23 protein-coding genes and 2 pseudogenes are annotated in these 18,724 nt (G+C 33.9%); 22 read left to right on the top strand and 3 right to left on the bottom strand.

The window, feature by feature from the left end; all coding sequences use genetic code 11:
* The first annotated feature begins 344 nt into the window (after nucleotides 1–344).
* Nucleotides 345–572: a DUF2500 domain-containing protein gene (locus HLK68_RS02025; protein WP_055163713.1), complete on the top strand. Its 228-nt coding sequence runs from the start codon at nucleotides 345–347 to the stop codon at nucleotides 570–572.
* 24 nt (nucleotides 573–596) lie between these two features.
* Here the strand turns inward: HLK68_RS02025 and HLK68_RS02020 are convergent, their stop codons facing one another.
* On the bottom strand, nucleotides 597–848 hold the full coding sequence (locus HLK68_RS02020; protein ID WP_055163710.1) for a DUF2500 family protein: 252 nt from the start codon (nucleotides 846–848) through the stop codon (nucleotides 597–599).
* 227 nt (nucleotides 849–1,075) lie between these two features.
* Here HLK68_RS02020 and HLK68_RS02015 point away from each other — a divergent pair, with 227 nt between their 5' ends.
* The 14 genes and pseudogenes from HLK68_RS02015 (at nucleotide 1,076) to HLK68_RS01960 (ending at nucleotide 9,181) form a co-directional block, all read left to right on the top strand.
* On the top strand, nucleotides 1,076–1,603 hold the full coding sequence (locus HLK68_RS02015; RefSeq protein ID WP_055163707.1) for a hypothetical protein: 528 nt from the start codon (nucleotides 1,076–1,078) through the stop codon (nucleotides 1,601–1,603).
* A gap of 22 nt (nucleotides 1,604–1,625) precedes the next feature.
* A complete protein-coding gene (locus HLK68_RS14650) occupies nucleotides 1,626–1,754 on the top strand; it encodes a hypothetical protein (protein ID WP_262942105.1) in 129 nt (42 codons plus the stop codon).
* A gap of 417 nt (nucleotides 1,755–2,171) precedes the next feature.
* Nucleotides 2,172–2,315 (top strand): Wzz/FepE/Etk N-terminal domain-containing protein, encoded by a 144-nt coding sequence (locus HLK68_RS14545; protein ID WP_238843625.1) that lies wholly within the window; start codon nucleotides 2,172–2,174, stop codon nucleotides 2,313–2,315.
* Entirely contained in the window at nucleotides 2,296–2,868 is a 573-nt protein-coding gene (locus HLK68_RS02010) for a YveK family protein (protein ID WP_238843648.1), read from the top strand. Before HLK68_RS14545 ends, HLK68_RS02010 begins: the two co-directional genes overlap by 20 nt.
* Before the next feature lie 18 nt (nucleotides 2,869–2,886).
* Entirely contained in the window at nucleotides 2,887–3,585 is a 699-nt protein-coding gene (locus tag HLK68_RS02005) for a CpsD/CapB family tyrosine-protein kinase (protein WP_238843623.1), read from the top strand.
* A 157-nt stretch (nucleotides 3,586–3,742) separates the two neighbouring features.
* Entirely contained in the window at nucleotides 3,743–4,396 is a 654-nt protein-coding gene (locus tag HLK68_RS02000; protein WP_238581437.1) for a sugar transferase, read from the top strand.
* A 46-nt stretch (nucleotides 4,397–4,442) separates the two neighbouring features.
* Nucleotides 4,443–4,685, top strand: a complete 243-nt coding sequence (locus tag HLK68_RS01995) for a glycosyltransferase (protein WP_055163698.1) — start codon at nucleotides 4,443–4,445, stop codon at nucleotides 4,683–4,685.
* Nucleotides 4,686–4,758: 73 nt separating this feature from the next.
* Nucleotides 4,759–5,183 (top strand): annotated as a pseudogene (locus HLK68_RS01990) (transposase); the annotation flags it as partial.
* A gap of 768 nt (nucleotides 5,184–5,951) precedes the next feature.
* Nucleotides 5,952–6,461: a dockerin type I domain-containing protein gene (locus HLK68_RS01985; RefSeq protein ID WP_132943011.1), complete on the top strand. Its 510-nt coding sequence runs from the start codon at nucleotides 5,952–5,954 to the stop codon at nucleotides 6,459–6,461.
* 298 nt (nucleotides 6,462–6,759) lie between these two features.
* Nucleotides 6,760–7,695: a phosphoenolpyruvate carboxykinase (ATP) gene (locus tag HLK68_RS01980; protein WP_132943012.1), complete on the top strand. Its 936-nt coding sequence runs from the start codon at nucleotides 6,760–6,762 to the stop codon at nucleotides 7,693–7,695.
* 12 nt (nucleotides 7,696–7,707) lie between these two features.
* Nucleotides 7,708–7,998 carry a lasso peptide biosynthesis PqqD family chaperone gene (locus tag HLK68_RS01975; protein WP_238843621.1) on the top strand — a complete coding sequence of 97 codons (291 nt, stop codon included), beginning with the start codon at nucleotides 7,708–7,710 and terminating at the stop codon, nucleotides 7,996–7,998.
* Nucleotides 7,991–8,443, top strand: coding sequence for a lasso peptide biosynthesis B2 protein (locus tag HLK68_RS01970; RefSeq protein WP_132943013.1), 453 nt, complete (start codon nucleotides 7,991–7,993; stop codon nucleotides 8,441–8,443). The genes HLK68_RS01975 and HLK68_RS01970 overlap by 8 nt, the downstream gene beginning before the upstream one ends.
* Before the next feature lie 19 nt (nucleotides 8,444–8,462).
* Nucleotides 8,463–8,711 carry a hypothetical protein gene (locus HLK68_RS01965; RefSeq protein ID WP_132943014.1) on the top strand — a complete coding sequence of 83 codons (249 nt, stop codon included), beginning with the start codon at nucleotides 8,463–8,465 and terminating at the stop codon, nucleotides 8,709–8,711.
* Between the two features lie 206 nt (nucleotides 8,712–8,917).
* On the top strand, nucleotides 8,918–9,181 hold the full coding sequence (locus HLK68_RS01960; RefSeq protein ID WP_132943015.1) for a hypothetical protein: 264 nt from the start codon (nucleotides 8,918–8,920) through the stop codon (nucleotides 9,179–9,181).
* 52 nt (nucleotides 9,182–9,233) lie between these two features.
* Here HLK68_RS01960 and HLK68_RS01955 read toward each other — a convergent pair.
* Nucleotides 9,234–10,137, bottom strand: a pseudogene (locus tag HLK68_RS01955) (IS30 family transposase).
* Between the two features lie 379 nt (nucleotides 10,138–10,516).
* Here HLK68_RS01955 and HLK68_RS01950 point away from each other — a divergent pair.
* Nucleotides 10,517–11,317: a methyltransferase domain-containing protein gene (locus HLK68_RS01950; protein WP_132943016.1), complete on the top strand. Its 801-nt coding sequence runs from the start codon at nucleotides 10,517–10,519 to the stop codon at nucleotides 11,315–11,317.
* Nucleotides 11,318–11,346: 29 nt separating this feature from the next.
* Here HLK68_RS01950 and HLK68_RS01945 read toward each other — a convergent pair whose 3' ends face one another.
* Complete coding sequence (locus HLK68_RS01945; RefSeq protein ID WP_132943017.1) at nucleotides 11,347–13,002, bottom strand: ABC transporter ATP-binding protein; 1,656 nt, start codon at nucleotides 13,000–13,002, stop codon at nucleotides 11,347–11,349.
* Between the two features lie 272 nt (nucleotides 13,003–13,274).
* On the opposite strand from HLK68_RS01945, the gene HLK68_RS01940 reads away from it, so the two are divergent.
* The 6 genes from HLK68_RS01940 to HLK68_RS01915 all read left to right on the top strand — a co-directional run bounded on the left by HLK68_RS01940 (nucleotide 13,275) and on the right by HLK68_RS01915 (nucleotide 18,268).
* Entirely contained in the window at nucleotides 13,275–13,970 is a 696-nt protein-coding gene (locus HLK68_RS01940; protein ID WP_132943018.1) for a YveK family protein, read from the top strand.
* A gap of 13 nt (nucleotides 13,971–13,983) precedes the next feature.
* Nucleotides 13,984–14,688: a CpsD/CapB family tyrosine-protein kinase gene (locus tag HLK68_RS01935; protein ID WP_238843620.1), complete on the top strand. Its 705-nt coding sequence runs from the start codon at nucleotides 13,984–13,986 to the stop codon at nucleotides 14,686–14,688.
* Nucleotides 14,689–14,878: 190 nt separating this feature from the next.
* Nucleotides 14,879–15,535 carry a sugar transferase gene (locus HLK68_RS01930; protein ID WP_132943020.1) on the top strand — a complete coding sequence of 219 codons (657 nt, stop codon included), beginning with the start codon at nucleotides 14,879–14,881 and terminating at the stop codon, nucleotides 15,533–15,535.
* A gap of 16 nt (nucleotides 15,536–15,551) precedes the next feature.
* Entirely contained in the window at nucleotides 15,552–15,827 is a 276-nt protein-coding gene (locus HLK68_RS01925) for a glycosyltransferase family 2 protein (protein ID WP_132943021.1), read from the top strand.
* A gap of 59 nt (nucleotides 15,828–15,886) precedes the next feature.
* Nucleotides 15,887–17,025, top strand: a protein-coding gene (locus tag HLK68_RS01920; protein WP_238698356.1) for an IS3 family transposase whose coding sequence is annotated in 2 segments (ribosomal slippage) — nucleotides 15,887–16,109 and nucleotides 16,109–17,025 — 1,140 coding nt in all. Because the reading frame shifts where the segments join, the coding sequence is not laid out codon by codon here.
* Between the two features lie 104 nt (nucleotides 17,026–17,129).
* A protein-coding gene (locus HLK68_RS01915; RefSeq protein ID WP_238698366.1) for an IS3 family transposase occupies nucleotides 17,130–18,268 on the top strand; the annotation gives its coding sequence in 2 pieces (ribosomal slippage) (nucleotides 17,130–17,355 and nucleotides 17,355–18,268; 1,140 coding nt in all).
* The last annotated feature ends 456 nt before the right edge of the window (nucleotides 18,269–18,724 follow it).

Here is an 18,724-nt window from a genome sequence, read left to right as displayed (position 1 = left end):
CTGTTTTTTTATGATTAGATGTTTAATTGTTTATGTTTCTTCGTTTTTCCATTATTTAATATATTTTTATACTGATGATGCTATAAGGGTGAGATCAGGTAAGGGGGAATTTTGATGTACGATCCATTTTTTTCACTAGTTGATAACTAAGTACGAAACTCGAAGAGTGAGTCTTAGCTCTCCTCAATGGATGGGGTAATTTTTTATTATGATCTTTTGTATCATAATTGGGATGTTTATTTATTCAGGTATTCATTATGCGAAGGATAAATCGAAGCCAATTCAAACGGAAAGTGCGGGGCCCCCATCCTGCAAAGTAGGTTTTATCCGCTAATGGGGGAATTGTGGTAGCGAATCGGACGAATATTTCGAGGCATCATCATTCAATGAATGACAATATACATCACTCAACTTCTACGACATATGATGTTACTTTTGAATTTATAACCGGACAACGGATGGAACTTCGTGTTCCTTCCAATCAATATGGATATATGATTGAGGGAGATGAGGGATTATTACAATTTCAAGGACACTTATTTGTTTCTTTTGAACGGACTCCAAAAGTATAAAAAACAGCCATTTTGGCTGTTTTTTTATAATCTTTTGGTTCTTTCAAAGGACAGGAAGGCACGGTCTTGGTAGTAAAGAACTCCTTCATCTCCTTCTATAAAGAAGGTAAAGTATTCGTATGGGACTTCAAGTTCGAGTTGGCTTCCATCTTGAATTTCGAAGGTGACGAAGTACGAAGGTGATTTAGGGGCATTTTTAAAGAGATGATGCGGATGGTGGCGACGTTTAGTCACGACAAAGCTTTCTACTTGCTTTATTTTAGGAGGTTTTTTCATACCGTTATTCTCCTTTTTGACTTAATATATGTGTAGTGTTTCGTAAAAAGACTATTTTTATAACAGGTTTTTGGATGAATGTGTCATATTCGGTATCGTTTTTTGAATAAAATGAGATATAAGACGTTGTAATTTGTTTGAAATAAAAATATTTTATAACTTCTAAAGTTAGTTTGTAGGAATGTGATGAGTCAGGGTTGTAAAGATAGAAAAGGGGGAATCTTTTTATGTTACCTGAAGAGAAAGAAGCTTTTTTAAATGAATTTAAGGTGAATATCAGGAAGCGCAGTATTTTTACAGTGCGAAACATGTTGGTGGACGTTTTGACGTTGTGTCCAGACGATGCCGACTTTTTAATCACATGCTACGATTTAGTTAAAAATGATTCACTTATCTTCCAGCGCCATAATTATGAGATTTTAGATTATGATGTGAATCATTGGAGTGAAGAGGGCTATGCGAAACTTAAGAAGACGCTTGAGATGAATTTTTCGCGTAAGAGATATCATTTATGTTTAGATTTGGCGATTCATTTTTATGCGTTGACGCAGGTTGTAGAAGAAGTTGAGGTGGAGGAGGATTTAGAGGAAGAGGATGAAAAGTCGAAAAAGAAACGCCAAAAGCGAGAAAAGAAAAAACGGGAGCATCGCCATCACTGGAAAAATGATCATGAGAAGTATATGTTAACAGGGGTTGGAACGACGGCCATTTTACTTCTTGGAATGGTGATTCAGTTAATGGTGAGTGGAGAATAAAGAATAAAAAGGATATGAACCGGTGTATCTATTACAGGATTATGTGAAGTTAGCAAGTGATGCTCATGAGAATATTTATGGTTATTATAAGGATAGTGAAACGATAAGTCATCAACATGATATGATTCATGAAACAATAGAAGGCTTATAGCCAAATAGAAGATTTTTCTGATATATATAGTCAATGATTCATACGATTTAAGTTTAATGAGATTGCAAAAAAAGTCATAGTGAAGTCAAAAAATGATTTCACTATGGCTTTTTTTTATACCATCAATTTAATACATGAAACTGATCTGTGATTTTACTCGATGCGATGAAATCAGGAATCAATTAATTTTAAATAAATATAAGAAAAATCTGGTTTTAGGTTTGAAATAGCTATCATTAGAAAAATATAGAATAAATAAAAGTTGCCTGAATCGGTCGTTCTTGAATGTGTCGAAATAAGTCGTGAAATGACCGAAGGGGGAAAAGAAAAGGTGCTATAATGGTTTTGTTTTTGAAGAAATAGTTTTTTGTGTGAAGTCGAATTAATAAATAGAAGGATGAAGAAGGGGAGTTGAACATGGAAAATACAGAATATGAAATTGATTTGCGAGACATTTTTAATGTCCTAAAAAAACGTTGGTTAATGATTTGTAGTATTACCGCAACTTCTGTCATTATAGCAGGGGTTATTAGTTTTTTTTATTTTATCACCTGTTTATGAATCCTCATCAACGTTATTAGTTAGTTATAAACAAAATCAGGAAAGTATTATGACTTATAATGATTTAACCATGAGCCAAAAACTTGTGAATACTTATAGTGAAATTATTAAGAGTCGAAGTATTTCTGAAGCTGTGATAAAGCAATTAAATTTAGATTTAACAGCTGAAGAATTATCAAAAAAGATTACAGTTTCTAAGGTGAATGATACCGAAATCATTCGAATTAAAGTTAGTGATACAAATCCTGAGACCGCTACTTTACTGACAAATACGATTGCGGATGTTTTTAAAAAAGAAATTAAAAACATTATGGAAATTGACAACGTGTCAACCATTGATACAGCCCAAGTACCTGAATGTCCTGTCAAACCAAATAAAATCATGAATATGGCCATTGCAGGTGTTTTTGGTATGATGGTGAGTGTAGGGCTTGCATTTATATTAGAATTTTTAGATCGTACCTTGAAGATTCCAACAGATGTTGAACGTCAATTAGGATTACCGCTTATTGGAGCTATCCCAGATATTGAAATGGAAAAAAAACTTAAATAGGAAAGAGGATGTGAAATGATGAGTGACTTAATTACAATATCAAATCCAAAATCACCAGTTGCCGAGGCATATCGCACCCTTCGTACGAATATTCAATTTTCAAATATCGATGGAAATTTACAAACTATTTGTGTAACCAGTTCAGGGCCTGGAGAAGGAAAATCAACGACCATTTCAAACTTAGCAGAAACCTTTGCTCAGGCTGGAAATAGAGTTGCGATTATAGATTGTGATTTGCGTAAGCCGCGTCTTCACAGGATTTTTAAATTAACGAATACAAAAGGTGTCACGACGTTACTATCAGGACAAAGTGAGATTGAAGATGTGATTCAAGTGGCTGGATCTGATTTAACAGTCATTACTAGTGGTCCGATTCCCCCAAATCCATCAGAGTTATTGGGGTCAAAAAGAATGAAAGATTTATTGGAAGTGTTAAAAAAAAGATATGACATTGTTTTAATTGATGCACCTCCAGTTGGATTGGTAACAGATGCGGCTATTTTATCAGCCATTGTAGATGGAATCATCTTAGTAGTGGCATCGGGGAAAACTGATATTGATGGGGCAAAACGTGCAAAAAAACTACTTGAGAATGTTGGGGCTCGTATTTTAGGCGTAACGATGACAATGATACCAGTAAGTAAAAAAGGGTATTACGGGTATCAGTATTATGGTTACTATGAAGAAAATGAATTAAAGAAAAAGAGACGAAATTAGGTTCAGGGAGAAAGAAACAATCTAATACATTAAGATAGATTAGTTTGAGTATCATGGTATGATTCTGTTTTTTGCGTTTGAAAAGGGACTAAATCTATCTTCATGTTAGATATAGTCTCTTTTTTTAAAATCGAATTAGATAGAAGGTGATGAAGTAGTGGAAATAGTTTTATTGAAACAAGGTAAACAAATTGTAAATGATACAAAGCTATATCTTTTCTTAAAACGATTATTAGATATAGTCGTTGCAATAACAGGTCTGATTCTAGCTTCTCCTTTAATGTTGATAGTCTCCATTTTGATTAAAATTGAAGATCCTAAGGGACCGATTATCTTTAAACAAGTCCGTGTAGGACAGTATCCTAACACTTTTAAAATGTATAAATTCCGAAGTATGTATGTGGATGCTGAGGATAGAATTCAAGAATTGATGCATTTAAATGAACAAACAGGTCCTGTTTTTAAAATCAAAGATGACCCACGGATTACGAAAGTAGGAAAATTTATTCCAAAGACAAGCTTAGATGAATTACCTCAGTTAATTAATGTACTAAAAGGTGAGATGAGTCTTGTAGGACCACGTCCCGCGATTCCTCGTGAGGTAAAACTTTATAATGATTATCAAATGCAACGATTACTTGTAAAACCTGGAATAACCTGTATTTGGCAAGTGAGTGGACGTAATCATATTGGATTTGATGAGTGGGTGGATCTAGATATCGAATACATTAAAACAAGAAATTTATGGTTAGATATTAAACTGATTTTAATGACAATTCCAGCACTGCTAGGTGATGAGAACGCAAGTTAAACTTATTTTTATAAAAAAGAATACAGTATTTGAAGAAGGTGAATGTATGGAAATAAATTCAGATTTTCATATTGTTTATGCATCAGATAATAAGTTTGCGGAGATTCTAGGTGTTTCGATGGTGTCTTTATTTCAAAACAACAAAGATGCAAATAGTATTACTTTGTATATTTTAGATGGTGGAATTAGCGAACAAAATAAAAAGAGATTAGATGAAATTTGTTTTACATACGGTAGAGGTCTCCCAATCTGGATACAGGCTGTTAATATACAAGAAATTATTGGATAGGTTACAATTAATTAGACAGTTTTTTTAAGGTCATGTAGAATTATAAATAATATCAATCTAAAGGAGCTTTAACATGACCCAAACTAAAACTCGTAGACCACGCCGTACGTATACAGATGAATTTAAAAACCAATTAGTCCAGCTTTATTTAAATGGGAAACGTAAATGTGATATTGTTCGTGAATACGATATCTCATCGTCTTTACTCGATAAATGGATTAAACAGTCAACTTCTACAGGTTCTTTTAAGGAGAAAGATAACCGCTCAGAAGAAGAACAGGAGTTAATCCAACTTCGTAAAAAAGTTAAGCAATTGGAAATGGAAAATGATATTTTAAAGCAAGCCGCGCTGATCTTAGGACAAAGATAAATGTGATTAAAAACAATACACACAAATATTCAGTTTCAGCGATGTGCAAAGTCCTTAATGTGCCTCGTAGCACTTATTATTATGAGTCTAAACCGAAGAAAGATGAAACTCAACTGATTAATCCTATCGCTATGGAGGAATATCTCTTCCCTGTGCAGTATATTAATGAGTTTGATGAAGAGTATATTCCAGATGATTTAGGCAACTTTAAATTATCTTTTATTAAACATTCACAAAATGATCTTGAAGTGACCGAAGATGATGATATGGATTTAACTGTCTATTTTGACTTAGATGGAAATGTTATAATCGCATTTATTTATAAATATCCAGATCCAGATGATCCAAATTCAGGCGAACTTGATTTGAAAGATTATGAGGGTGACTTAACGATTAAATTAGAACATATCCCAACGGGATCGGTGATTACAAAAATGATTACTGTTTTAAGAAGTCAGGAAAATGAAAGTATTCCTCATCTAACAGGTTCAGTAGAATTGAGTGATACGTTAAAAGTGGGAGACACATTAACGGCGACGACGAAAGATTTCCCTCAAGATGCAGAGCGATTAAAATATAGATGGTTAGTAGATGGACAAGAAGTTTACGATGGAATGGAGCAGACTTTAGAATTAAAAGAAGACTATGTTGGGAAATCGATTCAAGTCGAAGTTCGAGCAAGCAATTATATTGGAAGTGTCTCAAGTTCAGAAAAGACTGTGTTAACGAATAAATTACAAGGAACCGTCCGCATAGAAGGAACTCCAAGACAGGGAGAAACCTTACAAGCAGTTGTAGAAAATGCTCAAACCTCTCAGTTAAAGTATCAATGGTTAATGGAGGATTAAGAGATTTCAGGAGCCACTTCAGCTACTTTAGAGTTAAAGCCAGAACATGTGGGACACATTATTAGTGTGGTTGTGACAGCTGATGATTATATCGAACACTTATCCACTTCAACGACTCGCGTGTTATTACCTGAATTAACAGGGACTCTTACGTTAAAAGGAACTCCAAAAATCGGAGAAACATTAACGGCAGAATTAAGTGGATTACCAGCTGGGATGCAAAATATCACGTATCAATGGTTTGCGGATCGAACAGAAATCCCTGGTGCGACTGCTTCAACCTTTGTGGTAACAAAAGAGTACAGTGGACAAGTTATTTCAGTCGAAGTTCGCGATAGTAACTATGACGGGAGACTTTTAAGTCAAGAAGTACTTGTTTTAGGTCATTTAGACCTAAATAACGATGGAGTGATCGATGAGAGGGATCTTGAGCTATTAGCTACGTTATATCAGGTGACCAGTCAAGATTCCGAATGGAATGAAAAATTCGATTTAAATGGAGATGGCATCATTGACTTATATGATATTGTCAACATTAGTACTAAAATGAATAAATAATAAATTGATGTAAACTGGTCTAAATCGACCTCCTATCCTAAGCTAAAGGGTAAGAGGTCGATTTTTTTATGAGATAGTAAATGATAAGGAAATCTTTTGCTAATTTTTTTATCATAACAGAATGAGCTTCATCATAGGATAAGATGTAATAAGAGAATGAAAAGTATGGGGGGGATGTTACGAGTTTTGTATTTATTATGGAAAATTAGTCGAACGTTAATTTTGTTATAATATGGAAATATATATGGTGTTGTGATAATATAACATTGATTAAATGTTAATTAAATAGGGGTAGGATATGGGGAAAAAATTTAGTTATCTAGTTTATGGATTAAAGGTTTTATCAGACATCGAATGTCCTGAACTTGTGAGATTAGATGAGCTACACGAACATGAATATGATGTTTTGATTGATGTCAATCAGGTATCGGTTGAAATTCATGAACAAATTGAATTGGGTCGTCGTTCTGACTATACCAATGAAAGTATGTGGTTCCATGTTCCAGAAATAGCGACATATTGGATGCAAGATGGGAACTTGATTTCAATTGAGTTATGTCATGGCGCAGATTTATCAATGGCAAAGCAGTACTTACTTGGAAGTTGTCTTGGGATGATTATGTTACAGCGTAACATGATTGCGATTCATGGGGGAACGATTGTTTTTGATGGGAAAGGGATTATTTTCACAGGAGATCGTGGAGCTGGGAAATCGACGATTACATCGGCACTTCGTTTAAAGGGATACCCATTTGTGGCAGACGATGTGTCTTCTGTTGAGGTCGGCCAACGTCATTTTATTCATCCTGGATTTCCACAACAAAAACTGTGCCAAGACGCTATGCATCAGCTAGGGTACAAGCTAGATGAGTTTAAAACTTTGATGAGCGATACACAGATGAAATATTTAATCCCTGCACGCGAATCATTTGTTTATGATAAGGTTCCACTTCACGGAATTGTTGAGTTAAAAGTGGTGGATGATATTCATGAAATTCAGGTGGAGTTGTTAAAAGGTCAGGAGAAATTGATGACGATTTATAACAATATTTATCGAATTGAGATGAAACGATTTGCGGGGGTGAATCCGGAGTACTTTAAGAAGTGCGTTGAGATTGCGAAAGAGATTCCAGTCTACCGTATTTATCGCCCAAAAGGTGTGATGACGGTGGATGCACAAATTAAATGGTTAGAAGAAACATTCTTAGTAAATGAAGAAAGATTAAAAGCTTAGGGAGGCGCTAGTATGTGTTGTCATTGTGTGAAATTATCTACAGTCGTTGAACGTAATCATGAAATTGATGCAACAGATTTAGATGGAGAAAAAGTGATGATGGATCTTGAAAAAGGTCAGTATTTTATGTTAAATGGGGTAGCCGGAGATGTTTGGGAATTAATGAAAACTCCAACGTCTGTTGAAACGATTATCACATCCTTAATGAATGAGTATGAGGTAGAACGTGCAGAATGTGAGGCATCAGTTAAAGATTTATTACACAATATGCATCACGCTAACCTTGTGATGATTCATGCATAAATTAAAGATTTTTTGGGAGCTTGGGTTTAGAAAACAGCTAATGTTTATTGAAGCATTTATTTTAAGTGGAGTTTATCGTTTTATGGTGTTGTATCTACCATTTAAATATGTCAAAAAACGACTAGGAGTTCCTAAAAAAGAGTCTGCTAAAGAAGAATCAATTGAAGTGTATCGACTTGCGAAAGAGATTAGAGGATTAGTCTTACTGGTGTGCAAATATACTCCGTGGGAAAGTAAGTGCCTCATTCGTGCGATGCTGGTACAACATTTTTTAAAGCGTAAAAAAATAGCAACCACTATTTATCTTGGAGTTAATAAAGATGATTTAAACAATATGAAGGCTCATGCTTGGATTCGCTGTGGGGAAATGATTGTCACGGGTCAGTATGAGAAAGATCACTTTATTCAAGTTGCCTATTTTTCAAATGCTGAAATTCTTGTTTAAGGAAAAGGAGAGATGAAAAATGAAACAGTGGATGAAGCCAGAAGTAGTTAATCTAACTATAAATAAAACAGATGAGGATGGTATTGAACCAGCGCTAATCTCATATATTTATTGTAATTACTGTGATTTTAAAACAAATGACTGTAGTGGGATTATGAGTCACTTACATAGTAATGCAGGTAAAGATAATCATCCAGAACATCCAAATGATAGAGATTACTGGGTGGATAGTAATGTAGCTTCGACAGTCTGCGGTGCTTTATCTTAGTATGAATTTAGAGAAACATGCCTGGATACGTTATTTGGGGATAACCGTTACCAGTGCTTAAGCATAAATAGTCTTATAAAAATGTGAGTGATGGGGGTATTAATTGACATGATATGAAGAATCCATTGAAGTATTTTGCCAGTAATGTTTGATGGAGTTATCGTTGTCATTAATATAATATATAATTTATTGGAGGATGATTAAAGATGAAGAAATGGGAAACGCCAATTATTTCAAACTTAGAATTGGATAAGACACATGGTGAATATGGTTGTGAATGTGAAATGAGTGTTGCAAGAGGTGAGAAACACTACTGCCATCACAATCCTAGTGGAAGTCATTCTGGAAATCATACAAATGATTCTAATCCAAAACCAAATGATCATTTCATGAGTGTTGGCTGTCCTGAACATGGGAATACTTGTTGTTGCTATACGCCAAGAAGTGAGGAAAATAATCCAATGTCTTGATAAAAATCCATTAAGCTATAAGGCTTAATGGATTTTTTTATATGATGAATTGTCAATACAAATGCAATAGTTGTTCATGAAATAGCTTGAATGAAGTTTTACAACCTAGACATTTTCGTGGTCGATGATTTATGAGGGGGAGTGCCTCATTAATCTCTTTATCACTGACTCGTGCTAAATCTGTCTTATTCGCGAAAAACTCTCGAAGAAGATCATTGGCATTTTTATTACTTCCTCTTTGTCAAGATGAATAGGCATCTACGAAGTAAACAGGAACCTTTAAGTCGGCTTCTACTTTGGAATAACAAGCAAACTCTTTTCCGCTATTAACCGTATAGGTTTTAAAGGTGTTTTTAGGAAAATGTTCATATAACTGATGAATCGTTCGGTACATTTCGGATGCTGAGCGATTGTCTATTTTAATGACTATATAAAAACGTGTTTGACGTTCAACAAAGGTCGCTAAACATCCTTTACTTTTGCCACGACTTGAAACAACAGTATCCAACTCCCAGTGCCCAAACGTCTCACGTTTTTTGACTTCTTTTGGACGTTGATGAATCGAGGTTCCAATGTTAAAGCGTCCACGTGTTTCTCGAGGTTTTCGACGTTTTCCTTTTTGTCTTAGACAACCTAAATCTCCTGATAAAATCGTGCCATCGTAAATCCAACGATAAATGATTTTAAATGAAATAACACCTTTTAAAACGATATTAGAAATTTGTTCAAGCGACCAAGTTAGCTTTAAATAGTGTTGGATAGTTTGAATGAGTTCTTCAGACTTTATCTCTGGACGATGACAAGCTAAGCGACGTTCCCTAGCTAATTCTTCTGCTAGCTCAGCCTGATAGGTCTGTTGAGTATTTCGTTTCAATTCACGAGCAATGGTTGAATGATGCGATTTAATTGGCTTGCAATTTGTCTCGTTGAATAGCCCATTTTGAAAGAATTTTTATACGTGTACGCTAAAATGTGTTAAGATGGTGATAACTCATAAATAGATTTCCTTGTTTAGAATTTGGTATGCTAACTTCATTCTATAACAAAGATTCTATTTATGAGTTTTTTTATATGTCGCACTTAATATTACAATCTGTCATTAGAATAGATGGTGCAATAGCGTGATTAAATGATATATACTTTTAAAAAATATATCGAATTTTACGCTCAGTAGAAGGATATATTGGGAAGCGATAAATAGAATTATTTTTTAGGTAAGACTACATTTGTCATATAATGGTCAAATTCATGAAGTAGGTGAAATACGTGGTAAAATAGAGTTATTCGTTTGATAGCAAGTTAGAAAGAAGAATTATTAGGGAGGAAAGAAGAGAAATGGGAGTTAGATTTTTAGGGTTAACAAGGGGACGGCAATGGGTTAGGACTCATCGGTCATCTAAAAATGTATTTATTAGGGTGGTTATTGGAAGTTTAGATTTTGGGGTTAAAGGTTTAAATAGCATGAAGTGTTTAGTCTGTGATAAGAATTATCGTGCTATTATGTATATGAAGGTTTTTAAATCGACTCGTTTGCAACAGACCACACCATACACTGGAATGGATCGTTATCCTATTATTTTTTCGGGATGTCGTGACTACTTTGATGGACATAAAAATCTTAAAATTTTATCTTATGGTTGCTCAACGGGAGAAGAAGTCTTAACACTTCGTCAGTATTTTCCGAATGCAACGATTGTTGGCGCAGAAATTAATCCACATAGTTTAGAAATTTGTAGAAGTCATTCGGTAGATGATAACATTAAATTTATTACGTCAAAACCGAGTGAAATAAATAAATATGGACCATTCGATCTTGTTTTTTGCATGGCTGTTTTACAACGAACACCGCATCTGGTTACAGAAAAAGGCATCAAAAGTTTAAAAAAAATCTACCCATTTGAAAAGTTTGAAACACAGGTTGCTGAGTTAGATAGCTATGTAAAACCAGAGGGATTATTGGTTGTTCATTTTAGTCAATACGCCGTAACTGATACGAAGGTTGCTTCGAATTATGAAGTGTTCGGTTCGTATAATCAAGATGATTACACATCAGCTATTTTTGATAAAAATAGTGAACTGATAACAGAAAAAGTAACGAGATATAGTGTTTTTAAGAAAATAGAAAAAAGTCATTAGACTCACCGTGAGTTTAATGACTTTTTTGTTTATCCAGCTAATTCTTCTTGAAGGTAGCCACTTTCAAGTTTTAAAACGCGGTCACAGATTTCAAGGGCGGATGGGCGGTGTGTAATAATGATGCATGTTGGTTGATGAGGTAGATTTTTAACGGATTCTAGAACATCTATTTCGGTCTGACTATCTAGTGCCGAGGTTGCCTCATCCAAAATTAAAATTGGCTTTCGACGTAAGAAAGCACGGGCAATCGCGATTCGTTGTGCCTGACCTTCTGATAATCCAAGGCCTTTTTCTCCGATACGAGTGTCTAGTTTATCGTCAAGTTTATTAATAAATTCCCACGCATATGCTTGTTTAGCCGCTTCGATAATTTCTGCATCTGTGGCATGTGGCGTTCCGAAAGTGATGTTTTCTCGAATCGTTCCTGAGAATAGGGTATTTCCTTGTGGAACATAAGAAATTAACTGACGGTGTTCGCGACTAATCTTTTGTTTTTGAATGGTTAGTTTTCCTTTGTTCGCGTTAATGAGTGACAAAATCAGTCGAATAATTGTCGTTTTACCCTGACCTGAAGGCCCGACTAAAGCAACGGTTTCACCTGGTTTAATCTTAAAGGTGATATTTTTTAATATATTTTGTTTTTGCGTGTAATCAAATGAGACATTTTCAAATTCAATGACCGGTTTTTCGATATGCAAAGAACTTAAGTCTTTATTAATGCGTTCTGTTGGCAGATTTTCAATTTCAATCAAGCGCTCTGCAGCTGCAATTCCATGAATAAACTGCTTTCCGATTCCAGCAAAGCTGCTAAGTGGCCCTGAAACTTTTCCATAAAGTTGGAGGAGAGCGGTCATACTACCAAATGTTAGCGCACCAGTCGTTAGCTTAATTGCGCTAAATCCATAAATTGCAAAATAAATAAAGAAAGAAATCGTTCCAAAAATCATGCTTGAATATAAACTGAATCGCGTTGATTTCAAATTTAATTGAAGTTTCTTTTGATGATGCTGATTCAATGTTTCAAAATTTTGCTCTTCATGACAAAATGTCTTCACAATCATCAGATTTTGAATAGATTCTTGGATGAAGGCACGATAATTGATGTCCTGATCTTGTACCTCTTTATAGATGGTTTTCAAACGTCGGCTATACATTTTACTAAAAATGAGATAAATCGGTGTAATCGTCACTGTAAAAATCGCAATGGTTGGGTCTAAATAAAGTAGGGCGAGGAAGGAAGTCACAAGCGTTACGGATAGTGAGATAATTGAGTTTAGAGAGGATAAAATCACTCCTGAGACGGTCCCCACATCACTCGTAATTCGCGTCAGTAAATTAACACTGTGATACTTCGACTGCGCCATCCATTCGCTATAGGTTAAGGACATATACAGCTTTTTTTGAATTTCATTAAAGAGCTTTGTTGAACTATAAGTTGATGCTAATGAACTCACGATATTTAATCCAAGACGAATAAAGTAGATGGCCCCCATTACAATGAGCCATTTAATCACTAAATTCATATTACCGCTTGTTGCAGCATCAATTAATGACTTCGAAACTAATGCTGAATAAACTCCGATTCCTGATAAAATCCCCCCTAAGATAGATGTCAGGATGATGAGCGGTAAGACTGATTTTCCGTGTTTAAAAATCCAAATTAAAACCTTCAAATTTTTTTTCATAACGTGTTCCCCCCAAACTGTTATTTATTTAAATTATAACAAAATTAGAAAGACGAAATTTTTCTAATTTTGTTATAAAACAACGGAAAACTCATTAATTAACTTAACTATAGAAAACGTTTTTTAGAAAAAAATAGGTAAAAGTGTCGTATTATAGGTGGAAATGTAAAAAAAACGTGTTATAGTGAGCTTGTTTGTATAAAACAGGATATTTTTACTGTCATTTGAAATGGGTTAGGATGACAGGGGTTAAATGGGAAAGGGAGTTGAACATGGAGAATAACGAGTACGAAATCGATTTACGAGAGATTTTTAGCATGCTCAAAAAACGCTGGTTAATGATTTTTAGCATAACGGTGATTGCTGTTATTGCCTCAGGAATTATTAGCTTTTTTGTGTTGGTTCCAAATTATGAGGCATCAACGACAATGTTAGTCAATTATAAGCAAAATCAAGAAACAACGATGACGTATAGCGATATGCAGATGAGTCAGAAACTCGTTAATACGTATAGTCAAATTGTAAAAAGTCGTAGTATTGCTGAAGATGTGATTAAAAAGTTAGATTTAGATTTAACTCCATCACAAGTTCAGGATATGTTGAGTGTCTCTGGTGTGGGTGATACCGAAGTCATTCAAATTAAAGTAAAAAATGAGAATCCTCAGTTAGCAGCTAATATTGCGAATACAGTGGCGTATGTATTTAAAAAAGAAGTAAAAAGTATGATGAAGGTTGATAATGTATCAACGATTGATACAGCAGAAATTCCTGTCAATCCAGTCTCACCGAATAAAATGATGAATATCGCGATTGCGGGTGTTCTTGGGATGATGGTCAGTGTTGGATTAGTCTTAGTTTTAGAGTTTTTAGATCGTACGTATAAAACACCGACGGATATTGAACGTCATCTAGGATTACCGATTATCGGAGCTATTCCAGATCTTGAATTAAGCAAAAAGATGAAGTAAGGGGGACATGAGGATGAGTTTAGACGTTATCACATTAACACAACCGAAGTCACCGATATCTGAGGCGTATCGGACACTTCGTACTAATTTACAGTTTTCAAATGTGGATGGGGATTTAAAGACGATTTCAATTACAAGTTCTGGACCGGGTGAAGGGAAAACGACGACATTATGTAACGTTGCTGAGACGTTTGCTCAAAGTGGAAAGCGTACATTAATTATTGATGCAGATTTAAGAAAGCCACGCGTTCATAAAGTTTTTAAGTTATCGAACGCAGTCGGACTTACAAATGTTTTAACAGGGCAAGAAAAATTTGAGGATGTTTTACAAATCACCGGAAGTCATCTTCAAGTCTTGACTTCTGGTCCAATTCCACCAAATCCTGCGGAATTACTGGAATCTAAAGCAATGAAACAGTTACTTGAACTGCTATCACAACATTTTGATGTCATTTTAATTGATACACCACCAGTAGGAGTGGTAACGGATGGGGCCATTGTGGCTAGGATGGTAGATGGGACGATTTTAACGGTTGCTTCTCATAAAACGCAAATTGACGGGGCAAAACGCGCGAAGCAATTATTAGAACAAGTCAATGCACGAATCATTGGGGTCGTGATGACAATGATGCCGGTTAGTAAAAAGGGATACTACGGTTATCAATATTATAACTATGAAGAACAGGTAGAGACGAAAAAAAGACGTAAACGTCGATAATTAGTTCGTGAATAGATAAACAGAGAGTTTAAAAAATTAGGGTAGAGTTAAATAGAACAAATACAGATATGGGATAAGTCAAAATATTTTTTGATTGTTTTTATATATGTCTAAAAGGTTTCTTAACTTTATCATTTGATAAACTTAAGAAACCTTTTTGATTAGAAGAATATTGACCTGAGGTGAGAATATGGAATTTTTGTATGATAAATCTAAAGATATGAAAAATTATTTAAATAAAAGTTATTTTTTTATTAAACGTTTGATAGATATCTTAGGATGTGGTATTGGTTTAATAATATTATCTCCAGTATTTTTAATAATCTCAATTTTGATTAAACTAGAAGATCCTAAAGGTCCAGTTTTTTATTCACATAATCGATTAGGTAAAGAAGGAAAAGTAATTCCAGTATATAAATTTAGATCGATGTTTAAAGATGCAGATCAAATGTTTAATCTATTTACTCCCGAACAAAAAAAAGAGTATGCTGAAACATTTAAATTAAAAAATGATCCTCGTATAACAAAGATAGGAAATTTTATTAGAAAGACGAGTTTAGATGAGTTACCACAATTAGTTAATGTTTTAAAGGGTGAAATGACCATTGTGGGTCCAAGACCAATTGTAAAAGCAGAGTTAGAGAAATATGGACAAAATGCTGATTTATATCTATCAGTAACTCCAGGTTTAACAGGAATGTGGCAAGCATTTGGTAGAAGTGATACTTCATACGAAGAAAGGGTTACAATGGATATTTATTATATTAATAATAGAATTATTTTTTTAGATATGAAAATTATCTTTAGAACTATTGAAAGTGTTTTGTTAAGAAGGGGAGCTTACTAAGAGAGGAAGTGAAGAATTGAAATCTGTTTCGATAATATTACCTGTACACAATGGTGAAAAGTATTTAAAAAACTTAAAGAAAAGCATTAGTGAACAAGAATATAATGGATATGTTGAAATTATTGCTCCAATTAGTAAATCAAAAGATAACAGTTATAATTTAGCTAAAGAATTATTTGATAATGTTTATCGATTCGAAAATTTTAATCATGGTTTAACTAGACATGAAGCTGCTAAAAAAGCTCAAGGTGATATTTTAATATTTATTACGCAAGATATGGTGCTAGTATAGTTTTATGGACACACTTAAGTTAAGTCGCTACAATAGACTTAATAAAAGGATGTGTCTGTATGAAAAAATATAATACTGAATTTAAATCAATGATTGTTGAACTTTATAAAACCGGACATTCAGTCAAAGAACTTAGTCGTGAATATGGTGTATCAGAAGTCACTATCTATAAATGGATCAAACAAATTTCTCCTATTACTTCAATCGATGATACTGACATCACACTTGAGGAGATTAAGCGCATGAAACAAGAGATGTTACGTCTACAAGAGGAAAATGAAATCTTAAAAAAGGCTATGACCATATTCGCGAGAAAGTAACTCAATCTGAATTATGTCAGTTTATTGATCAACATCATCAAGAACATGATATTAAGCAACTTTGTGAGGTCTTAAGTGTCCCAAGAAGCACTTATTATCAATCCAAGCATCAAATTGAATCTAAGTGGAAACGTGAAAATCATCAACTGCTTGAACGAATTAAGAAGATTTATTTTGAAAGTAGCCGTCGATATGGTGCCATTAAGGTACACCGTCAATTGATTAAAGAAGGATTCTCTGTTAGCTTGAAACGTGTTCAGCGATTAATGAAATCAGGCGGTTTAGCTTCGATTATTCAAAAGAAATATACCCCATACAAACAATCTAAAGAACTTGTTTTAGATCGTGATAACATTCTAGAACAGGATTTTTCGACGACTTCAATTAATCAAAAATGGGTATCAGATATTACTTATATTCACGTTCAAGAAGAAGGTTGGTGCTACTTAGCTTCAGTCATGGATTTACATTCAAAGAAAATTATTGGTTATCATTTTTCTAAGCAAATGACAACGGACATTATTGTTCAAGCCTTAAAGAATGCTTATGTTTCTCAAAGCCCCAAAGACAAGGTTATACTCCATACTGATTTAGGGACACAGTATACCAGCCAAGACTTTAAAAACTTAACTTCAGAACTTAATGTCGTTCAATCTTTTAGCCGTAAGGGATGCCCTTACGATAATGCTTGTATTGAATCGTTCCATGCCACTTTAAAGAAAGAAGAAGTGTATCAAACCAAATATGTGACGTTTGAACAGGCTAGAATGGCCTTATTTCAATATATTGAGGGCTGGTACAATCGTAAAAGAATTCATGGATCCATTAATTATTTAACACCAGAAGAATGTGAGCAACTTGCACGACAAATTGCTTAAAAACTTAACTTTTTTGTGTCCAAAATATTGGTGCTAGTATAGTCATATGGACACATTTAAGTTAAGTCGTTACAATAGACTTAATAATTAAAGGATGTGTCGATATGAAAAAATATAATTCTGAATTTAAATCAATGATTGTTGAACTTTATAAAACTGGGCGTTCAGTTAAAGATCTAAGTCGTGAATATGGTGTTTCAGAAGTAACAATTTACAAATGGATTAAACAGATTTCTCCAATTGCCTCAATAGATGATACAGAGATTACCCTAGAGGACATTAAACGTATGAAGCAAGAAATGTTACGTTTACAAGAGGAGAATGAGATTTTAAAAAAGGCTATGACCATATTCGCGAGAAGGTAAGCCAATCTGAATTATGTCACTTTATCGAGCAACACCGAGAAGAATACGATATTAAACAACTTTGTAAGGTGTTATATGTTCCAAGAAGTACCTATTATCAATCTAAGCATCAAACGGAATCTAAATGGAAGTACGAGAACGAACAATTGCTTAAACGTATTAAGGAAATTTATTTTGAAAGTAAGCGTCGATATGGTGCTATTAAGATACACCGTCAGTTGATTAAAGAAGGATTATCTGTTAGCTTAAAGCGTGTCCAACGATTAATGAAATCAGCAGGCTTAGCTTCTATTATTCAAAAGAAATATACCCCTTATAAGCAATCTAAAGAACTTGTTTTAGAACGTGAAAACATTCTAGAACAGGATTTTTCGACCAACTCAATTAACCAAAAATGGGTATCGGATATTACTTATATTCACGTTCAAGAAGAAGGTTGGTGCTACCTAGCATCAGTCATGGATTTACATTCTAAAAAAATTATTGGTTATCACTTTTCTAAACAAATGACAACGGATATTATCGTCAAAGCTTTAAAGAATGCTTATTTTTCTCAAAAACCTAAAGGTGAGATTATTCTCCATACTGATTTAGGATCGCAGTATACCAGCCAAGAGTTTAAAGACTTAACTTTAGACTTTAACATCATCCAGTCTTTTAGTCGTAAAGGATGTCCTTACGATAATGCTTGTATCGAATCTTTCCATGCCACTCTAAAGAAAGAAGAAGTGTATCAAACAACATATGTTACATTTGAACAGGCTAGAATCGCTTTGTTTCAATATATAGAGGGCTGGTACAATCGAAAACGAATGCATGGATCGATTAATTATTTAACACCTGAAGAATGTGAGCAACTTGCTCGACAAGTGGCTTAAAAACTTAACTTTTTTGTGTCCAAAATATTGACTTAGATCCATCGTTCACGGTTTGATATAGACTATTTTATAAAAGATGTATTAATGTTATTAAGGATGTTTCTGCTGTTTTTTTATTAAATAGATATGTTTATTAGAGTTGAAAAAATTAAGTTTATGAGTGATTTTTTATTTATTTTGAGTTTAAATACTACAGTTTTTATAAAAATAGGGAATAATTTATTTGATTTTGTTTGTTTCAGTTATATAACTGTGATAACATTTTTCGACAAAAGTGGGCTAAATTTAGGTAAAAGCGTTAAAATCGTAATAAAATGAGCCAAAAATAAAAAAATTTTGATAAATTTTTTGGCTGTTTTTTTGATTAAGTTATCAAAATTGTCCATACGCTTGTGTGGATTTGTGAATTGCTTCTGAACGTGGTGTGGCTGTTTTTTAAAGAAATCAAATTTTTTT

The organism is Turicibacter sanguinis, assembly GCF_013046825.1.
In the GTDB taxonomy this organism is placed as follows: Bacteria; Bacillota_I; Bacilli_A; order MOL361; family Turicibacteraceae; genus Turicibacter; species Turicibacter sanguinis.
This window is presented reverse-complemented; position numbering and strand designations above follow the sequence as displayed.